At 25.7% G+C, this 16,513-nt stretch carries 16 protein-coding genes and 2 tRNA genes; 10 read left to right on the top strand and 8 right to left on the bottom strand.

Going from position 1 to position 16,513, the window contains the following annotated elements; all coding sequences use genetic code 11:
- The first annotated feature begins 39 nt into the window (after positions 1 to 39).
- Genes fabD through H0H67_RS00505 form a run of 3 tightly spaced genes read left to right on the top strand, consistent with a single transcriptional unit; the run spans position 40 to position 3,144 of the window.
- On the top strand, positions 40 to 909 hold the full coding sequence (gene fabD, locus H0H67_RS00515) for an ACP S-malonyltransferase (protein WP_185859405.1): 870 nt from the start codon (positions 40 to 42) through the stop codon (positions 907 to 909).
- 12 nt (positions 910 to 921) lie between these two features.
- Positions 922 to 1,842 (top strand): GYDIA family GHMP kinase, encoded by a 921-nt coding sequence (locus H0H67_RS00510; RefSeq protein ID WP_185859404.1) that lies wholly within the window; start codon positions 922 to 924, stop codon positions 1,840 to 1,842.
- A 54-nt stretch (positions 1,843 to 1,896) separates the two neighbouring features.
- Positions 1,897 to 3,144 carry a citrate synthase gene (locus H0H67_RS00505; protein WP_185859403.1) on the top strand — a complete coding sequence of 416 codons (1,248 nt, stop codon included), beginning with the start codon at positions 1,897 to 1,899 and terminating at the stop codon, positions 3,142 to 3,144.
- A 13-nt stretch (positions 3,145 to 3,157) separates the two neighbouring features.
- Here the strand turns inward: H0H67_RS00505 and H0H67_RS00500 are convergent.
- The 3 genes from H0H67_RS00500 to H0H67_RS00490 all read right to left on the bottom strand — a co-directional run bounded on the left by H0H67_RS00500 (position 3,158) and on the right by H0H67_RS00490 (position 5,281).
- Positions 3,158 to 3,243, bottom strand: a tRNA-Leu gene (locus H0H67_RS00500).
- 26 nt (positions 3,244 to 3,269) lie between these two features.
- Positions 3,270 to 4,802, bottom strand: coding sequence for an Rne/Rng family ribonuclease (locus tag H0H67_RS00495; protein ID WP_185859402.1), 1,533 nt, complete (start codon positions 4,800 to 4,802; stop codon positions 3,270 to 3,272).
- Between the two features lie 185 nt (positions 4,803 to 4,987).
- Entirely contained in the window at positions 4,988 to 5,281 is a 294-nt protein-coding gene (locus H0H67_RS00490; RefSeq protein WP_185859401.1) for an HU family DNA-binding protein, read from the bottom strand.
- Between the two features lie 82 nt (positions 5,282 to 5,363).
- On the opposite strand from H0H67_RS00490, the gene mutY reads away from it, so the two are divergent.
- The 6 genes from mutY to H0H67_RS00460 all read left to right on the top strand — a co-directional run bounded on the left by mutY (position 5,364) and on the right by H0H67_RS00460 (position 11,429).
- Entirely contained in the window at positions 5,364 to 6,416 is a 1,053-nt protein-coding gene (gene mutY, locus H0H67_RS00485; RefSeq protein WP_185859400.1) for an A/G-specific adenine glycosylase, read from the top strand.
- 83 nt (positions 6,417 to 6,499) lie between these two features.
- Complete coding sequence (gene gldE, locus H0H67_RS00480) at positions 6,500 to 7,834, top strand: gliding motility-associated protein GldE (protein ID WP_185859399.1); 1,335 nt, start codon at positions 6,500 to 6,502, stop codon at positions 7,832 to 7,834.
- 45 nt (positions 7,835 to 7,879) lie between these two features.
- Positions 7,880 to 8,518 carry a tetratricopeptide repeat protein gene (locus H0H67_RS00475; protein WP_185859398.1) on the top strand — a complete coding sequence of 213 codons (639 nt, stop codon included), beginning with the start codon at positions 7,880 to 7,882 and terminating at the stop codon, positions 8,516 to 8,518.
- A gap of 9 nt (positions 8,519 to 8,527) precedes the next feature.
- Positions 8,528 to 9,010: a 6,7-dimethyl-8-ribityllumazine synthase gene (gene ribH / locus H0H67_RS00470; RefSeq protein WP_185859397.1), complete on the top strand. Its 483-nt coding sequence runs from the start codon at positions 8,528 to 8,530 to the stop codon at positions 9,008 to 9,010.
- Positions 9,007 to 10,734, top strand: coding sequence for a DNA mismatch repair endonuclease MutL (gene mutL / locus H0H67_RS00465; protein ID WP_185859396.1), 1,728 nt, complete (start codon positions 9,007 to 9,009; stop codon positions 10,732 to 10,734). Before ribH ends, mutL begins: the two co-directional genes overlap by 4 nt.
- Positions 10,731 to 11,429, top strand: coding sequence for a rhomboid family intramembrane serine protease (locus H0H67_RS00460; protein ID WP_185859395.1), 699 nt, complete (start codon positions 10,731 to 10,733; stop codon positions 11,427 to 11,429). Before mutL ends, H0H67_RS00460 begins: the two co-directional genes overlap by 4 nt.
- 14 nt (positions 11,430 to 11,443) lie before the next feature.
- Here the strand turns inward: H0H67_RS00460 and lepB are convergent, their stop codons facing one another.
- Both lepB and dapB read right to left on the bottom strand, forming a co-directional pair.
- The gene (lepB, locus tag H0H67_RS00455) at positions 11,444 to 12,832 is read right to left on the bottom strand and encodes a signal peptidase I (protein ID WP_185859394.1); all 1,389 of its coding nucleotides are present in this window, start codon (positions 12,830 to 12,832) and stop codon (positions 11,444 to 11,446) included.
- A gap of 15 nt (positions 12,833 to 12,847) precedes the next feature.
- On the bottom strand, positions 12,848 to 13,555 hold the full coding sequence (gene dapB, locus H0H67_RS00450) for a 4-hydroxy-tetrahydrodipicolinate reductase (protein ID WP_185859393.1): 708 nt from the start codon (positions 13,553 to 13,555) through the stop codon (positions 12,848 to 12,850).
- 151 nt (positions 13,556 to 13,706) lie between these two features.
- On the opposite strand from dapB, the gene H0H67_RS00445 reads away from it, so the two are divergent.
- A tRNA-Leu gene (locus tag H0H67_RS00445) sits at positions 13,707 to 13,796 on the top strand.
- A 4-nt stretch (positions 13,797 to 13,800) separates the two neighbouring features.
- Here H0H67_RS00445 and ilvA read toward each other — a convergent pair.
- From ilvA to H0H67_RS00430, 3 genes are read right to left on the bottom strand one after another with little or no spacing between them, the layout of a single operon-like run.
- A complete protein-coding gene (gene ilvA / locus H0H67_RS00440) occupies positions 13,801 to 15,066 on the bottom strand; it encodes a threonine ammonia-lyase (RefSeq protein WP_185859392.1) in 1,266 nt (421 codons plus the stop codon).
- Between the two features lie 56 nt (positions 15,067 to 15,122).
- On the bottom strand, positions 15,123 to 16,175 hold the full coding sequence (ilvC, locus tag H0H67_RS00435; RefSeq protein WP_185859391.1) for a ketol-acid reductoisomerase: 1,053 nt from the start codon (positions 16,173 to 16,175) through the stop codon (positions 15,123 to 15,125).
- 14 nt (positions 16,176 to 16,189) lie between these two features.
- The gene (locus tag H0H67_RS00430; RefSeq protein ID WP_185859390.1) at positions 16,190 to 16,498 is read right to left on the bottom strand and encodes an acetolactate synthase; all 309 of its coding nucleotides are present in this window, start codon (positions 16,496 to 16,498) and stop codon (positions 16,190 to 16,192) included.
- Positions 16,499 to 16,513: the final 15 nt, after the last annotated feature.

Below are 16,513 nucleotides of genomic sequence, written 5' to 3'. Positions count from 1 at the left end.
TTATAATAATTATTAATTTTAAAAAAATTTTTGATTCTTATGAAAGCTTATCTATTTCCTGGTCAAGGATCTCAATTTATAGGAATGGGAAAAAACTTATATAAAAATTCTCATTTGGCAAGAAAATTATTCCAATTATCTGATGATATTTTAGGATTTAGAATCACATCTATAATGTTTGAAGGTCCTATGGATATTTTAAAAAAAACAAAATACACACAGCTCGCAATTTATATATATTCAGTTATAAAAGCAAAAATATCAAATAATTTTGAACCTGATATGGTAGCTGGACATTCTCTTGGTGAATTTTCTGCTTTAGCTGCAATTGATGTCTTTTCTTTTGAAAATGGTTTGATATTAGTCAATCAAAGAGCTTCAATTATGCAAGAAATTTGTGAATCAATTCATGGAGGGATGGCTGTAGTATTTGGTTTGGAAGATTCAATTGTAGAAGATTTTTGTAAAAATGATAGTGGAATTATTGTTCCGTCTAATTATAATGGACCTGAACAGTTAGTTATTTCCGGAGAATATCAAGCTCTTAAAAGAGTTTGTTCTTCTTTAGAAAAAAGAGGAGCTAAAAGAATATTTATTCTTCCTGTTCATGGAGCTTTTCATTCTCCCATCATGGAACCAGCTAGGAAAAAATTCAAAAAATTTATAAACAAAATTTCTTTTAAAGACTCTAAATGTCCAATATATCAAAATGTAACTGCTCAATCAGTTATAAAATCTAACGATATAAAAAAAAATCTTATAGAACAATTGACTTCTCCTGTAAAATGGAAACAATCTATAGAAAACATGATTGCTCATGGAGCTATTTCATTTACAGAAATAGGTCCAGGAAATATTTTACAAGGTTTAATTAGAAAAATTTTAAGAAATTTTGCAAAAAAAATATAAAACCATGTGATCATGCATCAACATGATAATTTTTTTTATAGTCATGGAAAACTTTTGTTAACAGGAGAATATTTTATTTTATGTGGAGCTTGTGGGTTAGCTTTACCTACAATTAAAGGACAATCATTAACTATATTAAGACGTAATTTATCTTCTGTTTTGCATTGGAAGAGTTATGATGAAATTAATAAACCTTGGTTCGAGGTTATTTTCAAACTTCCTTCTTTAGAAATTTGTTATGAAACAGAAAAAAAAATAGCAAATGATTTAAAATATCTTTTATTAAAATCCAAAAAACTTCAAAAAAGTTTTCTTCATAATTCATTGGGAATACATGTCAAAACAAAACTAGAATTTCCTAGAAATTGGGGATTGGGAAGTAGTTCTACTTTAATTTATAACATATCTAAGTGGGCTAAAATAGATCCATATATGTTATTAGGAAATAATTTTCCAGGAAGTGGTTATGATATAGCTTGTGTTTCCTACTCAAAACCAATAATTTATAAATTACACAACAAAAAACCTCATATTATCCCTATAAATTTTAATCCTCCATTTAGAGATAAACTTTTTTTTCTGCATCTCAATAAAAAACAAAATACTTGTGATGGAATACAATTTTTTCGTTCTAAAAAAAATATATCCATTCAAAGTATTGAGTCTATATCTTCTATTACTCAAAAAATTCCTTTTTGTAAAACATTGGAAGAATTTGAAAAATTATTACTAAAACATGAGATGATTATATCAAAAATATTGAATATTCCTACTATTAAAGAAACATATTTTCCAGATTATTTAGGATTAATTAAAAGTTTAGGAGCTTGGGGAGGGGATTTTGTTTTGATCAGCTTTAGGAAAGGAATGAGAAATTATTTTTCTAAGAAAGGATTTCACACACTAATTTCATTTGATGAGATGATTATCTAAAAATATGGAGAGCTACATTTTATTTATATTTTATATATTTTAAAATTTATTTTTATGTGCAGTGTTGTTCATTTCGATATTAATGGATGTCATTATAAGCTTCCTATAGTTTATGGAACTTTTTACGAAAAAGCCATTAATATTTCTAAATTAAGAGAAAATACAGGATTGATCACATTTGATCCAGGATTGAAAAATACAGGAATTGCAAAAAGCTCTATCAGTTTTATAGATGGCGAAAAAGGAGAGCTTTTATATAGAGGATATCCTATTGAACAAATTATTAATAAGTGTTCGTTTATGGAAACGAGTTACCTAATTTTAAATGGAGAACTCCCCAATACTGCACAATTAAAATTTTTCTCTGAAAAAATAAAAAAATTCAATTATCTTAATCAAGAAATTTATCAAATACTTGATAAAGTACCTGATAATTATCATCCAATGGGAATATTATCTTCTTTAACCTATATTTTAACTGCGTTTACAAATTGTCAACAAGAAGAAGATATGTATCTTCATCTTTTAGCTAAACTGCCCATATTGGCTGCTTTAACTTACAGAAAAAAAGCAGGACTTCCTCCTTCTTATGCAGATCATAATCTTGATTATACTTCCAATTTATTAAAAATGTTTTTTTCTGTTCCCAATAAATCTTATCAACAAAATCCGATTATTACGGATGCTTTGGATAAACTATTAATATTGCATGCTGATCATGAGCAAAATTGCTCAACAACCACTGTCCGTTTATTGGGTTCTGCTCATTCAGGACTATTTTCATCTATATCTGCAGGAATTAGTGCTCTTTGGGGAAGATTGCATGGAGGAGCTAATCAAGCTGTAATTGAAATGTTAGAAACTATTTTAAGAAGTGGAGGAAATATAAAAAAATGGGTAGAAAAAGCAAAAAATAAGAAAGATCCATTTCGATTAATGGGATTTGGACACAGAATTTATAAAAATTTTGATCCTAGAGCGGAAATAGCGAAAGAAGTAGCTGAAAATCTTATCAAAAAATTAGAAATTTTTGATCCAATTTTAGAATTGGCAAAAAGTCTTGAAGAAAAAGCACTTCAAGATTCTTATTTTGTGGAAAAAAAACTTTATCCTAATATTGATTTTTATTCAGGAATTATTTATCAAGCTATAGGCATTCCAAAAGATATGTTCACTGTGATGTTTGCTTTAGGAAGATTACCAGGGTGGATGGCTCATTGGAAAGAAATGAAATTTAATAGAGATCCCATAGGAAGACCTAGACAAATTTATATAGGATACAAAAAAAGGAATATAATATAAAATCAGAAGAAAATGTGGGCGAAGGGATTCGAACCCTTACGCCTAATAGGAGGCATCAGATCCTAAGTCTGAGGTGTCTACCAATTTCACCACGCCCACTTTTCTAATACGAATTATTTGTAAAATCAATGAAAAGAAGAAGATATAATTTTATGATTTTTATTGATTACTTGATATTCCGTATACCCGAATGTGTCTCTTGGAATGATTTTAATCCATTTTTTATATTTTAATAACCATTTTTGTTGAATAGAAGGAAATCCTTCTTTCAGATAAGATGAAACGAAAGAATGTATGTGTAATTGTATTCCCTGATGATTTTTGTTTTTTATAATAGATTCTATAACAAATTCTAAACGATTAATATAATTCATAGCAGAATCTTTATATTTATTATCAATATTTATTTTCAATTCAGGTCTCACTCTATGACGAGTAAATTGAACTAAACCAAATTTGTTTGGGGGTAAAATTTTGTGTTTTGCCCTGTCATTTTTCATTTTTTCCTTTAAATGTTCATATAACTGTTTCCTCTGAATAGGTTCAGACATGTCTATAAAATCCACCACAATTATACCTCCCATGTCTCTTAATCTAAGTTGTCTAGCTATTTCGGTTGCCGCTAATAAATTAATTTTTAATATATTATCAATTCTTTCCGATTCAGTACAATTTTTTTTCATATGGTTATTCATTCCACTATTAACATCTATAACATGCAAAGCTTCAGTATGTTCTATGATAATATAAGCCCCATTTTCAAGAGGAACATTTCTCCCTAAAAAAATTTGTATTTGTTTTTCTATTCCATATTTTTCAAATATGGGAATATTTCCTTTATAATATTTAATTATGTTAGTTTTTTCCGGAGCAATTAAAGATAAATATGAATGAATTTCTTGACAAAGAAAACTATTATTACAATAAATAGATTTCAAATCATCGTTTAATGTATCTCTTAATAAACAAGAAGTTTTGCTAATTTCACTCAAAACTCTAATTGGAGGTAATTTGATCAGATTTTTTAATGTTTTTTTCCATTTTTTGATCAAAAAAATCAGTTCTTTATTCAAAACTTCTTCTATTTTATTATAGGAAGCTGTACGAATGATAATACCAAATTCATTAGGTTTTATCTTTTTTATGTAAGAAAGCAATCTACTTTTTTCTTTTGCATTTTTTATTTTTTTAGAAATAGAAATTTTTTCCAAAAAAGGAATAAGAACTAAATACCTTCCTGGTATACAGATTTTTGCAGTTAATTTTGGTCCTTTATTAGAAATAGGTTCTTTAGAAATTTGAACTAAAATTTTTTGGCCAGGATATAATATCTTATCTATAGAATTTATGCTTTCTTTTTTTTCAATTTTTTCAAAATTGTTAGATACAAATTTTTTATTCATAGAAATTGACTCTAACATTTTATTTGATTGAAATCCAAGATCGTTATAATGTAAAAAAGCACCTTTTGAATGTCCTATGTCGATAATGGCAGCATTTAATCCATACAAAATTTTTTTTACTATTCCTAAATAGATATCTCCTACAGAGAATTCTTGATTGAAAACATCTCGATGAAGCTCTAGTAATTTACCTTCTTCTAAAAGAGCTATTTTTACTTCTTGTTCTTCTGCATTTATAATTAACTCTTTATTCATAATACACAAAAACAAGGAAAAAACAATAGATTAATTAAATTTTATTTTTTTTTATGCCTATTTTTTCTATTTCTTTTTTTTCTTTTATGGGTAGCTATCTTACGTCTTTTTCTTTTTTTTCCGTTGGGCATAATTTTATATAATATATCGTTATTGATTCATATTCCTACATTGTCTATATATAATTATTTTTTTATAGGAACATTTTTCTTTACTAATTCGGTAAAAGATTTTGCCGGCTTAAATGCTGGAATGTTATGCGCAGGAATTACAATAGATTCATCCTTGGAAATATGACGTCCAAGTTTTCTCGCTCGATATTTAATAATAAATGATCCAAATCCTCTTAAATAAACATTTTCTCCAGAAGTAAGGCTTTGTTTTATTTTTTTCATAAATGTTTCTATCACCTTTTGCGTATCAATTCTCTCAGATCCAGTTTCTGATATGATTTCTGTTATTATATCTGCTTTTGTCATGTTAAATCATTATATCGAATAACAAAATTCGGTTTCCTAAATATACCAATTTTTTATAAAATTGCTCTAAAATTAAACAGATATGGATTTTTCTAAAAAAATAATAAATTGGTACAAAAAAAATCATAGAAAACTTCCTTGGAGAGAGACTAAAAATCCATATTATATATTAGTTTCAGAATTTATGTTGCAACAAACAAGAGTTTCAAAAACTATAAAATATTATTCAAATTTTATAAAAAAATTTCCAAATTTAGAAAAACTAGCTCAATCAGAAGAAAAAAACGTGTTAAAAGAATGGGAAGGATTAGGTTATTATTCAAGAGCAAAAAATTTACATTCTTTTGCTAAAAAATTAAAAAAAGACAATCTTTTTCCGAAAAAATATAAAGAATTAATAAAATATAAGGGGATAGGTCCATATACAGGAGCCGCTATTGCATCTATATGTTTTAATGAAGTGATTCCTGCTGTTGACGGGAATGCTTACAGAGTATTTTCCAGATATTTGGGAATTTACGATGATATAACATCTACTGCTACAAAAAATATGTTTAGAACTATCATTTTAAAAATGATGGATTTTGAATATCCAGGAATTTTTAATCAAGCAATTATGGATATAGGTTCCATTTTATGTACTCCAAAAAATACAAAGTGTTTATTATGTCCAGTTAAAGATTCTTGTTTTTCCATTAAAAATGATACTGTATACAAATTTCCTGTAAAAAGAATAAAAAAATCTGTTCTAAAACATAGATTTTTTTATTATATTTTCATGTGTGATCATAATAAAAATATTTGTCTCAATAAAAGATCTTCCAAAGATATATGGAAAAATCTTTATGATTTTCCTTTGATAGAATCAAAAAAAAATCTTACTGATCATGAAATTAAAGATAAAATTTGGAAAAAATTTAGAATTGTTTCTTCTAATTTCATGATTATTTATCAAATCAAACATAGAATTAGTCATCAAATTTTATTTATTCAATTTTTGAGTTGTGAAATTTTACGATATTTTAAAAAAAAGATATTTTTTGATAATTTTTTTTTTGTCCCACATGATAAAATAGGAAAGTATCCTTTTCCTAGTCCTATTGTCTTATTTTTAAAACATGAGAAAATAATTTAGTGATGAACTTATATATGGAATGAATTATACAATTTTATTTTCGCAATTTTATTTTCTAAAAATTATCATCAAAATTTAATCTATTGGAAAAAGAATCTTCGACGAATGTTTTTTTAGAAAGTACTTTATATTTAGTTTTCTATTTTGCATTAATAATAATACTTCTATTATTTTCTGCACTAATATCTGGATCAGAAACTGCTTTTTTTTGTCTTGAGAAAAAAACTATTGACAGAGAGAGAAAAAAAAACTCTCATAAAGGAAATTTAGTATTAAAAATTCTTAGAGATAGAAAAAAACTCTTGGCAACAATATTAATATCCAACAATTTTTCTAATATTGGAATCGTGATATTAAGTTCCTATTTAATAACAGAGTTTTTAGAAAATGAATGTTTGATTGTTTATAATCAGTTTCATGTTCCTATTAATTTTCTTTTAGAGGTGGGACTTCTTACTTTTATTTTGCTTCTATTTGGAGAGATTATACCTAAAATATATGCTAGTAAAAATAATTTTCTTTTTGCTATTTTTATGTCAAAACCATTAATATTTCTTAGTAAAATTCTGGATCCTATTAGCAAGATAATAATTTTTATTTCAAAGTTTATAGAAAAAAAAGTGATTAAAAAAAAGAATCTAATTTCTGTAGATCAACTTTCAAAAGCATTGAAAATCACATCTTCAAATCAAAAAAATGTTAAAGAATGCCAATTCTTGCAAAGAATTGTTGATTTTGGGAATACAGAAACACATCAAATTATGACTCCAAGAATAGATATGTTTTCCTTAAATAATAACACAACCTTTTCTGATGTTTTAGAATTAGTTCGTTATAAAGGATATTCTCGCATACCTATTTATAAAGATAGCATTGATGATATAGAAGGAGTTCTTTTTGCTAAAGATCTTCTTCCATTTATTTATGATAAAAATTTTAAATGGACTCAATTAATTCATCCTCCTTTTTTTGTTCCAGAAAAAAAAAAGATAGATGATCTTTTAAGTGATTTTAAAAAAAGAAAGATTCATTTAGCCATTGTAGTAGATGAATATGGAGGTACTTGTGGATTAGTTACACTTGAAGATGTAATTGAAGAAATAGTAGGAGATATTATTGATGAATTTGATGAAGAAGATATGTCTTACTCTAAATTAAATCAAAATAATTATTTATTTGATGGAAAGACTTCCTTAATTAATTTCTATCGTATTATGGAAATTAAAGAAGAAATTTTTTTTGAGAAAAAAAAAGGAGATGCAGATACTTTAGGTGGTTTCATCATGGAAATAAATAAAGAATTTCCAAAAAAAAAACAAAAGATAAATTTTCTAAATTATTCCTTTATTATAAGAAGTATGGATAATAAAAGAATAAAAACCATAGAAGTAATAAGAAAAAAAACTAATTATAATTAATTAAATTTATAGATCTATAATTCTACTATTATTTATTTATACATAATGAATGAAATAAAGAAACGTTTAACAAAAAAGAATATAATTTTTGTTTCCATCATATTTTTATTAATAATAGGAATTGGTATATGTTTTTTTTTCAAAAAATTGTTTTTTCACCCTTCAGAAAAAAAAGCTATGGAAGAATTGAATTATGCTCAACAATATTTATACCAAGGTTTTATAGATAAAGCTTTAAATAAAAAAAAGGATAAAATTAGTTATTTAGGATTTTCTGGAATAGCTTCTAAATATCCTTTTACAAAAGCAGGAAATATTTCTAAATTTTATGCAGGAATTTGCTATTATAAATTGGGTTATTACAAAGAATCTATCAAAATGATGAAAAATTTTTCTGCAAAAGATGAAATGTTACCTGCTATAAAATATGGAATGATAGGTGATGCTTTTACACAAATGAAAAATAAAAAAGAAGCCTTAAAAAATTATATTATTGCAGCAAATATCAGAGAAAATGAAATAACCACTCCTCTTTATTATTACAAAGCTGCATTATTAAGTTTTTCTATGAATCAATACAAAAATTCTAAATATTTTTTTAAAAAAATAGAAAATAAATATCCTTTTTTTTTGTATAGAAAAAATGTAGAAAAATATCTCATGTTTATTGAAAATAAATTATAAATTATATTTATGAAAACATGTCCTATTTATTCATTCGATAAAAAAAAAATAAAAGACGCAAATTTGAAATTTGCAATTATTGTTTCTCTATGGAATAAAGAAATTACTAGCAGATTATATAAAGGAGCTTATGAAACTTTCATTCAATCAGGAATTTTGAAAGATAAAATACAAACTTGGGAAGTTCCTGGAAGTTATGAATTAATTTATTCTGCTAAAAAAATAGCACATTGCTATAATTATGATTCAATTATTACAATTGGGTCTCTGATACAAGGGGAAACTCATCATTTCGAATATTTATGTCAATCTATTTCGCAAGGGATCAAAGATATTAATATAAAATATGATGTTCCTGTTATATTTTGTGTTCTTACTGATAGAAATATACAACAATCTTTTGACCGATCAGGTGGAAAAAATGGTAATAAGGGAGTAGAATGTGCTAAAACAGCTATATATATGTCTTTATTTAGAAAAGATATCAAATGAAAAATATTATTCAATTTTTACCTGTAAATGTGATCAGTCAAATAGCTGCAGGAGAAGTTATACAACGTCCTTCTTCTGTTTTAAGAGAACTTTTAGAAAATGCAATAGATGCAAACGCAAAAATGATCGATATTTTTATCAAAGATTCAGGGAAAACGTTAATTCAGTTAATAGATGATGGAGACGGAATGAGTATAAATGATGCAAAAATGAGCATTCAGAGATATGCTACTTCAAAAATAAAAAAATCTGATGATATTTTTCAAATTAGAACAAAAGGATTTAGAGGAGAAGCCTTAGCTTCCATTGCTCTTATTTCTCAACTAGAAATACAAACTAAAAATAAAGAAGATTTAGTAGGAATTCACCTTTTTGTAGAAGAAGGTAAAATAAAAGAAGAAATTCCTATAAACATGCTTAAAGGAACAAGGATTTCGGTAAAAAATATTTTTTATAAACTTCCTGCTAGAAGGCAATTTTTAAAATCTTCACGAATAGAATTTCAACATATCGTTCATGAATTTTATAAAATAGTTTTAGCACATAGAAATATTTTATATCGTTTTTATCATAATGAAAAAATTATTTTTTCTTTTCAAGAATCTTCTTTAATAGAAAGAATTAAAGAAATTTTTAAAAACAAAAATAAGATATTAACGCCTATTTTAATAAGAAAAAATAGAATTCTTGTAGAAGGATTTGTGAGTGTTCCAGATCCTTCTATAAAAAAAGGAGACCAATTGATATTGGTAAATCAACGTTGTGTTACTCATTTATTTTTACACAAAAAAATTATTCATGCTTATGATGGTTTTTTGAAAGATTTGAAAACAGCTTCTTATTTTATTTTTATTCATATAGATTCAAGTTTAGTAAATTGGAATATACACCCTGCAAAAAAAGAAGTTAAATTAGAAGAAGAAGAGTTTATTGGTTGTATGATTCAACAGGAAATCAAAAATATTTTGTTTTATCAATATGAAGTAAAAAACAAAGAATTGAAAAATTCTGATGTTCTTTTATACTGTAATTTGAAAGACTCTTTTTTGAATGATTTATGTTTTGAAGAACTTTCTTATAAAGAAAAAATAATTCAATTAGAAGATTGGTTACGATTAAATGATTCTTCTATTTTAAAAAGAAATGTTCATTTAACAAATCAATTATCTCGTTATATTTCTAATGAAAAAAAAATAAATACTCTTCAAATTAATAGGAAATACATAATTTTTACATTGAATAATGAATATATCATATTAATAGATCAACAAAAAGCGCATCAGAACATATTATTTGAATTTTTTTTAAGAAAAGAAAACTTAATAAGTCAACAGTTTCTTTTTCCTATAAAAGTGAGACTTTTGAAAAAAGAATTCATTTCTTTAAAAAATATAAAAGATGATTTGATCAATTTTGGATTTCACTTATACTTCTGTAATGATTCAGCTTATTTGTATTCTATTCCTGAAAATATACATCAAAATATTTTGATTGAAATTTTTCAAAATATTTTAAAGTATAATTTCATTAAAGGAGAAAAAAAGAACAAAAGAATACTTATTCAATCAATATCTAAATCCGCATCTATCAAATACGGAACAGAATTATACCCTGATAAAATGGAATGTTTAATTAGAGATTTATTTTCTTGTCATAATCCAAATTATACGGATTCAGGAGATCCTATATTTTTTGTTTTAAGAAAAAATTTTTTTAAAAAGTGAATTTTTATACAAATCTCAACTCAGATGCTGTAAAACATTTAATTAGTATTAATATACTTGTATATACAGCTGCTTTTGTTTTTTCACAATATAAAATAGAAGATATATTTTCTTTGTATCATCCTTTAGATGAACAATTTGAATTATATCAGATTTTAACTCATATGTTTGTACATTCCAAACGTCTATTTTTACATATAATTTTCAATATGTTAGCTTTGTTCATGTTTGGAGGGCAAATAGAAACTTTGTTAGGAATCAAAAAATTCCTAATAATATATTTCTTATCAGGAATTTTTGCCGCATTTTTACAAATAATTTTCAATACTAGCGTGATGTATTATTTTGTTCAAACCTTAGACTTTTCACAAGCTAAAAGAACATTGGATTATCTAAATGAAGAACAAAAAATTAATCTTTATAGTTCCATGTATTCTCCTATGATGGGATCCTCTGGAGCCGTAAGTGGAATAGTGGGAGCTTTTGCTAAATTTTTTCCAGAACATAAAATTTTTATCCTTCCTTTTCCTTTTCCAATTGCTGTTAGAAAAGCTCTTATAATTTTTATTTTCGGAAGTTTGATATCAGCTATTTTCAATTTAGCACCTGGAGTGGCTCATTTTGCCCATATTGGAGGAATTTTGTCTGGTTATTTTATAGTAAGTTTTTTTTTAAAAAATGAAAAAAATTTTTGATGTTTAAAACTAAGTCAGTTCATTTTTTTCATAATACGATTCCAACGTAATTTCCAATTGAAAAAATTCAAAGGATTTTTTCGATCCCAATCAATACTCATCCATATCAATATGGGTTTTCCTACTATATGATCTTCTGGAACAAAACCCCAATAACGAGAATCATATGAATTGTGTCTATTGTCTCCCATCATGAAATAGTAATTATTTTTTATTTTGTAGAACCTTTCTGAAGGATCATTGATTTTTTTTCCTTTTTCATAAGTGATAATATCATTGTAAATATGAATATTTTTTAAATTTAATTTAATTAATTCTCCTTTTTTAGGAATATGTAATGGCCCAAAAAAATCTCTATTCCAACCAGAATGATTTGGAAATATATAATCTTCTTTAAAGTGAATTGGAAAAATATTTTTTTTTATAAAAACTACATTGTCAAAAAAATTCTTTATTTGAATTACTTTTTTTTTGGTTAACATAATTTGATAAAAATATTCATCATTTTTTTCTTCAATCAATTCAATATCTTCAATATCCATTTTATTTTTAAGATATTCTGTGTTTAAAGGAACGTTTTCCGTTTTAATCAAATAAGCCTGTTGTTTTTTTGATAAAAAATTTTCTTTTCTATGATTAACAAATAAAACCCCTTTTTTAATAGAAATTAAATCACCTGGCAATCCTATACAACGTTTAACATAATAATCTTTCCTATCTATAATTTTATGATTAGAATCTTTAGGAAAATTAAATACAACTATATCATTTCTTTGTATAGATTGTATGGGAGGAAAACGAAAATAAGGCCACCGTAAAATAGATATGTAAGATTTTACATTTCCAATAATGTTATTATGTGTAAAAGGAATAGAAATAGGAGACATAGGCATTCGCAACCCATAATGAATTTTACTAACTAGTATAAAATCTCCTACTAATAAGGAACCTTCCATAGAAGAAGTAGGAATAACAAAAGGTTGAACTACATAAGTATGTGTAATAAAAGAAAAAATGATAGCCAATAATATTCCTGTGTTATCTTCTTTTTTTTGGATTTTTTCTATTTTTTGGATTTTTTCAAAAAAATTGATGTAAAAAATATATAACCCTGCAGAAAAAAATAGAAAAAAAATGTCTTTTCTTCTTCCTCTTCCAAAAACATGAATTAAATCCATCCACAAAATGAAAAACAAAATAATACTTGTTAATGGAGTTAATAAGAGAAACATATACCATATGGATCGATTATAAGTTTTTAAAAGAATGAAAATATTATATATAGGAATAAAAACTTTCCATAAGTTAATTCCGGATTTTTGATAAAATCTCCATGTTCCTAAAATATGAATAAGATATTCAATAAATAAAAAAACACCACTAAAAAAAAAATATCGGTGCATAAAATAAAGATATTTTTATATTCCTAACACTTCTTTCATAGAGAAAATACCTTTTTTATTTTGAATCCATTCAGCAGCAATCACAGCACCAATAGCAAAACCTTCTCTGCTATGAGCTTTATGTTGGATTTCAATATCTTCTATTTTAGATTCATATTTCACAACATGTGTTCCTGCTACGTTTTCGAATCTTTTTGAAAGAATTAAAATTTGATTTTTTGTTTTTTTTGTAGCATCTAAAGTCCATGTTTCTTTCATTCTGTTATTAACGATATCTTTTGCCAAAGATATAGCAGTTCCACTAGGTCTATCTATTTTTTCTTTGTGATGAATTTCATGAATTTTTACTTCATAACTTTCAGAATAAGGAGATAATAGTTTTGATAACTTTTTATTAATTTCAAAAAAAATATTCATTCCAATACTAAAATTAGAAGAATACAAAAAAGAGCCATTTTTTTCTATACATATTTTTTTTATAAATTCAAATTTTTCCATCCAACCTGTAGTTCCACATACTGTGGGAACGTTATTTTCTATGCAAATTTTTACATTATTGAAAGCAGAATCAGGTTGACTAAACTCTATTGCTACATCTGAATTTTTCAATAAAAATGGAGAAGGAGTTTCATCATAACACAATGAAATTTTATGATTTCTAATCTTCGCTATTTTTTCTATGGTTTTTCCCATTTTTCCATACCCTATTATTGCTATATTCATGAGAATTATCTTTTTTTTAAAAAATTCATTCAAAGATAGATCATATTTTTTTTTGATAAAATTCCAATAATTTATTATATATTTGGAATGTAAAAAAAGCAATTATCATAGGATTAAAATAATTTTAATCAAGTAAATTTATGATTTTTCAGCCCACGTGGTGAAAATGGTAGACACGCCACTTTGAGGGGGTGGTATCCGATTAAATTAGGATGTGCTGGTTCAAATCCAGTCGTGGGTACAATTCATATCAAAACACGAAATAAATCTGGATTCTGATTCAAATATTGAAAATGAACTCTATGCTTTTTCATCCTTCCTAATAATGCGGAGAAATCATTCTTATCTGCCAATTCTATTCCTATTACAGCAGGTCCTTCTTCTTTGGAAGTTTTTTTGGAATATTCAAAATAGGCAATATCATCTTTTGGTCCTAAAATATTATTAACAAATTCTTTCAAAGCTCCAGCTCTTTGTGGAAATTTAACTATGAAATAATGCTTTTTTTCTTCATACAAAAGAGATCTTTCTCGTATTTCTTCCGTTCTGGTAATATCATTATTCCCTCCACTTAAAATACAAACAATAGTTTTTCCTTTGATTTTTTCAGAATAAAAATCTAATGCTGCTATTGAAAGTGCTCCAGCCGGTTCTGCAACAATGGCTTCTAAATTATATAAATCTAGAATAGTTGTGCAAACTTTTCCTTCTGGAACGGTTTTGATATCATATAATATTTGATTGCATATATTAAAATTTAATTCTCCTACTTTTTTTACTGAAGCTCCATCAATAAATCTATCTATTGTTTTTAACTCTACAACTTTTCCTTTTTTTAAAGAAAAACTCATAGATGGAGCTCCTTGAGGTTCTACTCCTATAATTTTAGTTTTTGGACTAAATTCTTTCAGATGACTTCCTACACCAGAAGCTAACCCTCCTCCTCCAATAGGAATAAAAACATAATCTATGTTTGAAATGGATTGTTGTAAAATCTCTAATCCAACAGTAGCTTGTCCTTCAATAATTTGAATATCATCAAAAGGATGAATAAAAATTTTTTCATTTTTTTTGCAATCTTTCATAGCCTCATAACTAACTGCATCAAAAGTATCTCCAATCAGAATAATCTCAATATACTCTTTTCCAAACATTTTTACTCTTTCTATTTTTTGTTTTGGAGTAGTACTAGGCATATAAATTTTTCCTGTTATCTTTAATATATGACAAGAATAGGCAACTCCTTGTGCATGATTTCCTGCACTAGCGCATACAATTCCTTTTTTTAAATCTGTGTGAGATAGACTTTTCATTTTGTTATAGGCCCCTCTAATTTTATATGAACGTATAATTTGTAGATCTTCTCTTTTCAAAAAAACATTAGCTTTATATTTTTCTGACAAAAGAGAATTTCTCTGTAACGGAGTTTCATAAATGATATTTTTTAATACATTTTTAGCTTTGATTACTTCTTTATAAGAAGGAAAGTAACCTTTTAATCTATTTTTCAATCTTTTAAAAATAATAATAAAAAGTGTAATTATTAATTAATTTATTTAAAAAAAAACTATTTTTTATGTTTTTTCTCCGGTCTAAGATCACGAATAATTGATCCTACTTTCCATAATTCACTTTTTTTAAGATCTTGTAACTCTTTTTTTAACTTTATTCTGTAATCTATATCACTATTAGCTTTTATAATTCTTTCAGCCTCATTTCCAGAAGAAACTTCATGATATAATTCTTTAAATATTGGATACGTAACATCTCTAAATTTCTTCCACCAATCTAAAGCTCCTCTTTGTGCTGTTGTAGAACAATTATCATACATCCAATCCATTCCTTTTTCCGATACTAATGGCATTAGACTTTGAGTTAGTTCCTCTACTGTTTCGTTAAAAGATTCTGAAGGAGAATGCCCTTTTTCTCTTAATATTTGATATTGTGCAGCAAAAATTCCTTGTATAGCTCCCATTAAAGTCCCTCTTTCTCCCACTAAATCAGAGTATACCTCACTTTTAAAACTGGTTTCAAATAAATATCCAGATCCTATTCCTATTCCAATAGATAAAGCTTTTTCTAAACTTTTTCCACTATAATCTTGATAAATAGCATAACTAGAATTAATTCCTTTTCCTTGTAAAAAAAGTCTTCTTAAACTAGTTCCTGATCCTTTAGGAGCTACTAAAAAAATGTCAATATCTTTAGATGGATATATTTTTGTTTTATCACAAAAAGTTAATCCAAATCCATGCGAAAAATATAAAGATTTTCCTTTAGTGAGATATTTAGAAAGAGTTGGCCAAAAAGAGATTTGACCTGCATCTGATAATAGATACATGAGTATAGTCCCTCTTTCAGAAGCTTCTTCTAAAGAAAAAAGATCTTTTCCTTCTATCCATCCATCTTTTAGTGCTTTTTCCCAAGAAATAGAATTTTTTCTTTGTCCTACAATAACTTGAAATCCATTTTCTTTCAAATTGAGAGATTGTCCAGGACCTTGAACTCCATATCCTAGTACAGAAATAGTTTCTCTTTTTAATATTTCTCTAGCTTTTGATAATGGAAATTCTTCTCTTGTTACAATAGTTTCTTCTACTGATCCAAATTTAATTTTCATGATTTTTATTTAATTTAAGATGTTGCTAACGGTAAATCTATTTTTTTCCATGAATTTTTTCTAGAATTTTTTTCTTCTATTCTAAAATAATAAACATGAATGATTCCAATTAATTTTTCAATTAATTTTTTAACTTTAATCAATTGTTCTTCTTTACATTCTAAATCTAAAACATATTGAACATTTCCAATAGTTTCATTTTCATTATTAGATACGTTGATATGATTAGTTTTCAAATTTCTTCTATTCAATATAATAAGGATCCTACTCAATAATCTTGTTTCTCTTTCTCCTAAAATTATTACTCTGAATTGATGCTTCATAGTATATAAATATTT

It is taken from the genome of Blattabacterium cuenoti, from assembly GCF_014251575.1.
Classification (GTDB): domain Bacteria; phylum Bacteroidota; class Bacteroidia; order Flavobacteriales; family Blattabacteriaceae; genus Blattabacterium; species Blattabacterium cuenoti_N.
Note: the sequence above shows the minus strand (reverse complement) of the source record. Positions and strands in the feature narration are given on the sequence as shown.

Excerpts from the sequence above, each read along its gene's own strand:
- fabD (WP_185859405.1), top strand. The coding sequence starts at position 40 with ATGAAAGCTTATCTATTTCCTGGTCAAGGATCTCAATTTATAGGAATG.
- H0H67_RS00510 (WP_185859404.1), top strand. The coding sequence starts at position 922 with ATGCATCAACATGATAATTTTTTTTATAGTCATGGAAAACTTTTGTTA.
- H0H67_RS00505 (WP_185859403.1), top strand. The coding sequence starts at position 1,897 with ATGTGCAGTGTTGTTCATTTCGATATTAATGGATGTCATTATAAGCTT.
- H0H67_RS00495 (WP_185859402.1), bottom strand. The coding sequence starts at position 4,802 with ATGAATAAAGAGTTAATTATAAATGCAGAAGAACAAGAAGTAAAAATA.
- H0H67_RS00490 (WP_185859401.1), bottom strand. The coding sequence starts at position 5,281 with ATGACAAAAGCAGATATAATAACAGAAATCATATCAGAAACTGGATCT.
- mutY (WP_185859400.1), top strand. The coding sequence starts at position 5,364 with ATGGATTTTTCTAAAAAAATAATAAATTGGTACAAAAAAAATCATAGA.
- H0H67_RS00475 (WP_185859398.1), top strand. The coding sequence starts at position 7,880 with ATGAATGAAATAAAGAAACGTTTAACAAAAAAGAATATAATTTTTGTT.
- ribH (WP_185859397.1), top strand. The coding sequence starts at position 8,528 with ATGAAAACATGTCCTATTTATTCATTCGATAAAAAAAAAATAAAAGAC.
- mutL (WP_185859396.1), top strand. The coding sequence starts at position 9,007 with ATGAAAAATATTATTCAATTTTTACCTGTAAATGTGATCAGTCAAATA.
- lepB (WP_185859394.1), bottom strand. The coding sequence starts at position 12,832 with ATGCACCGATATTTTTTTTTTAGTGGTGTTTTTTTATTTATTGAATAT.
- dapB (WP_185859393.1), bottom strand. The coding sequence starts at position 13,555 with ATGAATATAGCAATAATAGGGTATGGAAAAATGGGAAAAACCATAGAA.
- ilvC (WP_185859391.1), bottom strand. The coding sequence starts at position 16,175 with ATGAAAATTAAATTTGGATCAGTAGAAGAAACTATTGTAACAAGAGAA.
- H0H67_RS00430 (WP_185859390.1), bottom strand. The coding sequence starts at position 16,498 with ATGAAGCATCAATTCAGAGTAATAATTTTAGGAGAAAGAGAAACAAGA.